This window comes from Segatella oulorum F0390, assembly GCF_000224615.1.
GTDB classification, from domain to species: Bacteria; Bacteroidota; Bacteroidia; order Bacteroidales; family Bacteroidaceae; genus Prevotella; species Prevotella oulorum.
The window spans coordinates 232558-240610 of the sequence record NZ_JH114216.1; the positions used below are offsets into that span (position 1 = coordinate 232558).

4 protein-coding genes and 3 pseudogenes are annotated in these 8053 nt (G+C 40.0%); 5 read left to right on the forward strand and 2 right to left on the reverse strand.

Features of this window, described 5'->3' with window-relative positions; all coding sequences use genetic code 11:
- Positions 1 to 78: 78 nt before the first annotated feature.
- The 5 genes and pseudogenes from HMPREF9431_RS07380 to HMPREF9431_RS12385 all read left to right on the forward strand — a co-directional run.
- Positions 79 to 2190, forward strand: a complete 2112-nt coding sequence (locus HMPREF9431_RS07380; protein WP_004380589.1) for a S46 family peptidase — start codon at positions 79 to 81, stop codon at positions 2188 to 2190.
- Positions 2191 to 2676: 486 nt separating this feature from the next.
- Positions 2677 to 3114: pseudogene (locus HMPREF9431_RS12380) on the forward strand (transposase); the annotation flags it as partial.
- Between the two features lie 152 nt (positions 3115 to 3266).
- The gene (locus HMPREF9431_RS07390) at positions 3267 to 4661 is read left to right on the forward strand and encodes a retropepsin-like aspartic protease (protein ID WP_004380592.1); all 1395 of its coding nucleotides are present in this window, start codon (positions 3267 to 3269) and stop codon (positions 4659 to 4661) included.
- Positions 4662 to 4703: 42 nt separating this feature from the next.
- Positions 4704 to 6080, forward strand: coding sequence for a pepsin/retropepsin-like aspartic protease family protein (locus tag HMPREF9431_RS07395; RefSeq protein ID WP_004380593.1), 1377 nt, complete (start codon positions 4704 to 4706; stop codon positions 6078 to 6080).
- Positions 6081 to 6389: 309 nt separating this feature from the next.
- Positions 6390 to 6970: pseudogene (locus HMPREF9431_RS12385) on the forward strand (transposase); the annotation flags it as partial.
- Between the two features lie 18 nt (positions 6971 to 6988).
- Here HMPREF9431_RS12385 and HMPREF9431_RS07405 read toward each other — a convergent pair.
- Together HMPREF9431_RS07405 and HMPREF9431_RS07410 are read right to left on the reverse strand one after the other, a co-directional pair.
- Positions 6989 to 7611: pseudogene (locus HMPREF9431_RS07405) on the reverse strand (IS982 family transposase); the annotation flags it as partial.
- Positions 7612 to 7669: 58 nt separating this feature from the next.
- The coding region (locus HMPREF9431_RS07410; RefSeq protein ID WP_004380598.1) for an IS256 family transposase at positions 7670 to 8053 on the reverse strand (384 nt) is incomplete at its 5' end.

Sequence of the window (8053 nt, forward strand, 5' to 3'; positions counted from 1 at the left end):
AATATCGCATAGATTGTGGCACAATATCGCGCAAATTATTCAGCAATATCGTACAAATCATTTAATAAAATCATAGATATGAAGAAAAAAAGATGGTGGCACTTGCTACCCGCATTGCTGCTTTTAGCAGCTCCTTTGCATGCCGACGAAGGCATGTGGACGCTCTATAATCTTCCACAGGCTGTGTATCAACAGATGCAAGCCGAGGGCTTTCAACTGCCCTACGGCGACCTCTATGCAAACAAAGACGCCATTAAGAACAGCGTTGTCGATTTCTCGGGGCATTGTTCGGGCGTGGTTGTGAGCCCCGACGGTCTCGTTTTCACCAACCATCACTGTGGCTTTGAGGCCATTCGCTCGCATTCTACCGTTGAACACGACTACCTGTTGAATGGTTTTGTGGCCAAGAGTTTCGCCGAAGAGCTGCCCAACGAGCGCACCTTTGTGAACTTCATGGTGAGTCAAAAGGACATCACGGCTGAGGTGATGAAAACAGGTTTTGCCACGATGAGCAAGCTATCACAGGCACGTGTGCTCGACTCGTTGGAGAATGCCTACACAAAAGCGGCACGAAAGCAAGACTCTACACTCTATGTAAACGTTGATGCGTTCTACGAAGGCAACCAATATTATGCCACCACCTATCGCAATTTCCCCGACGTGCGCTTGGTGTTCACCATCCCAAAGTCGATGGGAAAGTTTGGCGGAGAGACCGATAACTGGATGTGGCCGCGTCAAACTTGCGACTTCAGTGTGTTCAGAATCTACGCCAATAAGGACAACAAACCGGCGCCTTACAGCAAGGACAACGTGCCCTATCATCCCGAACACTGGGCGCAAGTGAGCTTAGAAGGCTACAAAGAGGGTAGCTTTGCCATGACCATGGGCTATCCCGGCAGCACCAGTCGCTACCTTTCAAGCTATGGCATTCGCGAAAGAAGAGATGCCATTAACGCCCCAAGAGCGCAGGTAAGAGGTGTGAAACAGGAGGTGATGACACGCTATATGCGCGCCGATGAGGCTGTGCGTATCAAGTATGACAGCAAGTTTGCGCAGAGTGCTAACTATTGGAAAAACTCCATTGGCATGAACAAATGTATTGATTCTATCGGTATCATCGACCAAAAAGCACACTATGAAGCGACGTTGCAGCGGTGGCAAGACTCGACAAAATACCTGCAAGGGAAGCTCGATTTCAATGCCTTGAAAGCGCTTTATGCCAAGCGTTTCAATGCACGTCGCGCGGCAACGCTCTTCAACGAAACCTTTATGCGCACCAATGAACTGAGTGACCGTGCGCTGAAGGCATTCAAAAAGGAGAGGCAAGGCACGGCCAAAGCGCCCTATGTGACCTTTGATGACAACAGCAACACGTGGGATGCGGCACTCGATCGCGAAGTGCAAGCCACGCTGTTGAAGAACTATCGCGCGCAAATCGCTGCCGAATATCTGCCCGCTTTCTACAAAACCATCGACCAAAAATTTGGTGGTAACTACCAAAAATATGTCGATTATTTGTGGAACACCTCGGCCTTGATGAAGAAGGGGGCTAAGGTTTACCTCACAAAAGCCAACATTGCCAAGGATGCAGGCTTGCAATATGGTCAAGAACTCAACGCCTTGCGCAACCGCATCAACCGCGAATTGGCCGCACCAACCGACAGCATCGAGCTGCAAGAACAGTATCTTTGTGCAGCCAAACTGCGCATGGAAGAGGATCAACCTCATTACAGCGATGCCAACTTTACCATGCGTTTATCCTACGGACAAGTGGGTGGTTATGACCTCGGTGGGCACATTTCCAACTACTATACCACGGCAGAAAGCCTTGTAGAAAAGATGAAACGTGGTGACAAAGGCGTGTTCGATTATAAGGCAGAGCCTATCATGCAGCAACTGTTGAGCGCTCAATCGTTTGGTCCTTATCAAGACAAAACCACGGGGAAGTTGCAACTTTGCTTCCTTACCAACAACGACATTACGGGCGGAAACTCGGGTTCTCCCATCTTTAATGGCAAGGGACAACTCATGGGGTTGGCCTTCGATGGCAACTGGGATAGCCTCAGTAGCGACATCAACTTCGACCATCGCTTAGCGCGTTGCATCGGTGTTGACATCCGCTATATGCTTTTTATGATGGATAAATGGGGGCATGCCGACCGCTTAATCAAAGAGATTAACGCGAAATAAACAGGCCGTTACCTCCCATCTTTCCAACAACAATCATCTTGTAGATTGGTAATTAGAGGTAACGGCGCGTGGGAAAATCAACGCAGTCAGGCTTGTTCTCCCAACGGGTTACAGCGAATGGGCGACTCTCAAACGTGCATGTCTTGAGAGAGCTGTTGTAACCGACTTTTCTTTCGGTGCGTTGTCAAACAAAATTGTACGACTGAACCTCAAATGAGGTTTTAGCGTCTTTGTTTGACAACGTATTGTTTTTGTGGAATAGATTGGCTTCATGCGGATAGAAATCCTATGCAAATCAGTGGCTTAGTCATGTTGAACGTTGGGCATAATACCATAGAATAGCCTTGATTAAAATAGTTTGTTTACACAGATTGATGAGGTAAAGAGAACCTTAAGCAGGTAGTGTCTAAAAAAGTGTGTAAGCTCAACATAATTATTATCTTTGCATTAAGTAATAAAAACACACACACTTTTGTCATATAAGCCCAATTTTGTGTTGCCCATGTCAAACGGCAGACATTAAACAGTGTTTCACATAAAGACAAACCCATAGTTAATCAAGAACTCAATGAAGTATTCACTTTGGAGAACAAAGAGCGCAAATCTTTGCAAGGTTACGAACATTTTATTACTTTTGTGAACCGATGGGAAAAGAAATACCCCGTGTTACGCAAATATAAAGCCCAGCGTAATATTGCTTATTTCACCTATATGGACTTCCCTGTAGAAGTACAGAGATGCATTTATACGACGAATTGGATTGAGCGGCTCAACAGAAAGTATAAAAGAACCATTAAGATGAGAGCTGCAATGCCGTCAAGTCAATCGGTTTTGTTTCTGTTGGCATCTGTTGCAATGGAAGAAACACAGACTACATATCGAAGGAAAGTCTATCAATGGAGATGCTGGAAAGAGAGTAAATAATTTTGAACAAAATGGAAGATATGGGAAATTATGGTTACACACTTTTTAGGACAATACCTAAGAATGCTCATCATTTGGAAATTATGTTGGACAGCATATATAGGATAGTTATAGGTGGTAGTACCAAATTTTAATCATATTAAATTAAGAAAATGGAAACTTTGCGCCTATTTATATTATCTATTGTTATTATATTGTTTCACCCCATCCTTGCCCAATCACAAGGAGAGACTAAATTGAATCAGTTTTTAAAGTTTATGCAAGATGGCAGATATTGGGATATGAGTCAGGTTTATAATAAAAATGACTCAATACTACCTGCTGTAAAATTGATGAATGCTGCCTATTCTGCCATTGGCTATAATCGGAATGATGTCGCAATAAAACTGCTGGAAAAAAATATAAAGGCTAACTGGAAATCTTATAATGGTGATACGCCTTATCTTTCTAGGCTTCTGGTGGATTTGTATATTGAAGAAGGGAGGTATGAAGATGCTGTAACCGAGTACGAGTGGTTGAAGAATACCTATGCTCCTTTACAGCAACAATATTTTCTTAATATAGAGTATAATAAGAATGTTCGTAAATATATAGAAGAAGAATTTAATGTATTAGAAAAAGCTCGTAAAAGACCACAGATGCGGGTAGTATGCAAAGGCGAATCACAACCTATTAAATTTACAACACAACATATAATCAAGACTCAATTAAATATTAATAAAACCAAAATGTATTTCACATGGGATACTGGCGTTACTGTCCCTTTAGTTCTACCCCACCGATATGCAGATCAGTTGGGGTTAGATTATCGACAAGATAGTATCATTGCAGATAACGGAAAATTTGCGGTCGCCTATGTTGATTCAATTATTATTGGAAATTATACATTCTATCATGTTCCTGCTTATGTTATGGATGGGAGCAGCCCCATTCCCGCTTTATATAAGCAACATGCTTCAAATGAAAGACTTCAGGAAGCTCTTATGCTATACGAGACTCTAAATTCTCCGATAATAGGATTACCTATCATCAAGCGATTGGAGAGGGTAGGGATAGATTGGAAACAAGAGTGTATTTTCTTTCCCAAAAGACAGTTGCCACATCCTTCTATAGAAGGACAACTTTTTATGTCTCATTTATCAAAACCGAATTTGTTAACTCCTCTGACACTAAACTCGATGCCTCTCATGGGATTTGTAGATACTGGATGTGATAGTTATATAAATCTTTATCAGAAAATCCAGCAGACATATAGTGATAAATTTCCTATAGAATATGATAAGCAAGATAGCAATTATTCTCTAACGTTTGAAGGTGTGAAGGACACTGTTCGTATTTACTTAGTTAGCCCCTCTTTGCGTTATAGTAACCAAGCGTTTAAAGCAAAAGATAAAATCATGATTAGTAGTAAGATGCAGGGTAATAAAACATGGGATCTACAATTAGGATATCCATTCTTCAAGACATTAGGAGAAATGATGGTGCTTGATTTCAAGGAGATGAAAGTAAAGATATGGGAGAAATGCATTAAATCACAGTTGTACTAATACAGTAAGAACTCTTACAAATAACAGATAAGCAATAAAAAAATGGAAGATAAATTGATAAAGACTCTAAGATTGATGATATTAGGGCTGCTTGCAATCTGCTCGCTATTATGTCAGGCTCAGGAAGATAAAGCCAAAATGAATCGTTTCCATGAACTTTGCAAGGCAGGTAGATATTTGGAAATGAGTCAGGTGTTTTCTAATCATGATTCGATTTCTCCCTATACAATCCTTTGCAGTAAGGTCTATTCTGCAATTGCTAACAACCAAAATGGGTTAGCTGTTAGCCTGATAGATGATAATCTAAGGTATAACTGGAAAGCCTACTCGGGAGATGTAATAAATCTGTCAACCATTTTAATAAAACTCTATCTGGAAGAAGGTATGTACGAGAAAATGGCATCCCACTTAGTATGGTTAAAAGAAGAATATTATCCTTCTCAGTTAGTTTATTATAACGATAAGCAATTTACATCGGTTGTGATGTCACAAATTTCGGAACTTGAGAAGCAATTGAAACAAAAAGTATTGATAACACCTGTACATGCCATTCGTAAGGGTGATGAACAGATAATTAAGTTTAAGATAGATCCATTTATTAAAACACAAATTGACATTAATGGTACTCCTATAGAGACTCTATGGACAACATATTCTAAGTTTGCTATGACAATAACCCATAGTGTTGCAGACCAGTTAGGACTCGTTTGTGGACAGGATAGTGCCCATGGTTGTCCGATTGTATATTTAGATTCAATCCGTATCGGAAATGTTCATTTCTATCATGTCCCCACTTTTGTTGTAGACGTAAAGGATCCTACTCCTTATTTTATTAAACATAAATTATCAAGAAGAAAGATACGCAAGATTAGAAAATTTTGCGCAAAAAACAATACTCCACAAATAGGACTCCCCATTATTAAACAATTAGAAAGAGTAGCTATTGACTGGAAAAATCAGAGAATCAGTTTCCCGATAGACTCTCTTCCTCAAGCAGATATGGAAGAACGCATGTACTTTGCTCCAATACGGCATCCAGAACTTTATATGCCAATAAGCATAAATACCAACAAAGCTATAGGTCAGGTCAGGTTAGTCAATGGTGATTATATAGATATGAGTAAAAATTTCTTCCAAAAATATCATTTTCCCTCCACCAAGATGAAAGGTAAGGGCTATACACTTTTAACGGAAAACGAAATAAATGATTCTGTAAATATTGTTTTACTATCGCCTTCTTTGATAGTTGGCAGGCAAAAAATCGTTCCAAAAGAAGAGGTACTTGTAACTCCCTCAAACAATCCCAGTTGCGATGTGCAATTAGGCTTACCATTCTTCAAGTCTTTGGGACAAACCGTCGTGTTTGATTTTAAAAAAATGAAAATACAAACTTGGAAGAAAAGCTTTATGTTGAAATAAAAATGTCATTTTTGACAATTAATTAAATATGGATTTTTGTAAAGAAACGACAGTCGTTATTCCTTTCTTAAATGAGGGAATTGAGGTAGAAGAAACTATTAAAAGTATCAAATCACACACAACAATACCTTTTGATATTATTTTGAGACCTCTGCAAAACCTCATATAGATAGCGAAATCATAAATATAACTCATTGATTATCAATACGCGAGTTCGGGATAAGAAAATTGCTTAAAAAGGTTGGTAATCTCGCTATTATTTTGTAACTTTATAGTTGTGAATCAGTAACTTATAAAACAAATATAGCGATGATTACCAAGGACAAAGTTACAGAAATATTCTGTATTATCGATGAGTTTGACAAGAATTTGGATGGTGAGCTGAAAAGAAACCTGCGTTTACCCGCCCATAATGGTAATGGGAAACGTTACAGAAATCGTAAAGGAAGGCTTTCCGAAAGTGAGGTGATGACGATTCTACGATTCTTATATGCTATCATTTCGGTACCTATCGCAATTTTAAGGAGTATTATCAAAATTGTATCCGCGGCTGCTTCCACAAAGAGTTCCCCCATGCGGTATCCTATAATCGCTTTATAGAGCTCATGCCTCGTGTATTCTGCAAAATGATGCTCTTCATGAGGCTCTATGCTTTCGGCAAGTGTACGGGGATAACGTTCGTTGACAGCACAATGATCCCCGTATGCCACAACGTAAGAAGGTATTTCAACAAAGTTTTTTCGGGGCTCGCCAAGAACGGAAAAGGGACTATGGGCTGGTGTTATGGCTTCAAACTTCACCTGCTTTGCAATGATTCGGGTGAGATAATCACATTCTGTCTTACCGGAGCCAACGTGGATGACAGGGATAGCAGGGTGTGGAATGTATTTAACGTGAGTTCGACGAATTCAGAACAATGCAAGCTGTGTGTCAATGGTCCTTTGCACATTGATGCACGGCTTTTTTGGAAACAGGCAATAGGCAGCAATTGCCCCTAATAAGTTGACGATGAAATTGTCAAAGCATCTATGTCTGGAGTGTTCCACCTGCGCAATATTCTTAAGTTCATCATTCACCGTCTCTATAATGGCTCTTTTTCTGAGTAAAAGTCTGTCTGAACGCTCATTAACGCTCCTTTCATGTTACTCTTCAATTTGGTAATAAGCTGTATTCCGTCAACGAAAAGCCTTTGAAAAAGGTTCTTGCCGATGTAGCCTTTATCACCGAATAGCTTACCATATATAAAATCTATGAATGCTTTGTACTCCAAAGGCTTACGGTCATCAATATCTCCCGGAGTTATCATAAAGTTGAGAAGTTCTCCTTTCTCATTGCAAATCAAATGCAACTTGAAGCCGAAGAACCAACCCATAGAGCATTTTCCTCTTTGAGCTATGCCTTTGAAAACCTTATGAATATGTATTCTTTGGTTTTTGCAGACACATAGTGGTGTGCTGTCAACGAAGCTTATACCCGTGCATTTACCCAGCAGGACCTTCTTGATAAACAAGGTTAAGGGTACGGCTACATCGGTATTGTCCTAAAAAGTGTGTAACCATAATTTCCCATATCTTCCATTTTGTTCAAAATTATTCACTCTTTTTCCAGCATCTCCATTGATAGACTTTCCTTCGATATGTCGTCTGTGTTTCTTCCATTGCAACAGATGCCAATAGAAATAAAACCGATTGACTTGACGGCATTGCAGCTCTCATCTTGATGGTTCTTTTATACTTTCTGTTGAGCCGCTCAATCCAATTCGTCGTATAAATGCATCTCTGTACTTCTACAGGGAAGTCCATATAGGTGAAATAAGCAATATTACGCTCGGCTTTATATTTGCGTAACACGGGGTATTTCTTTTCCCATCGGTTTACAAAAGTAATAAAATGTTCATAACCTTGCAAAGATTTGCGCTCTTTGTTCTCCAAGGTGAATACTTCATTGAGTTCTTGATTAACTATGGGGTTGTC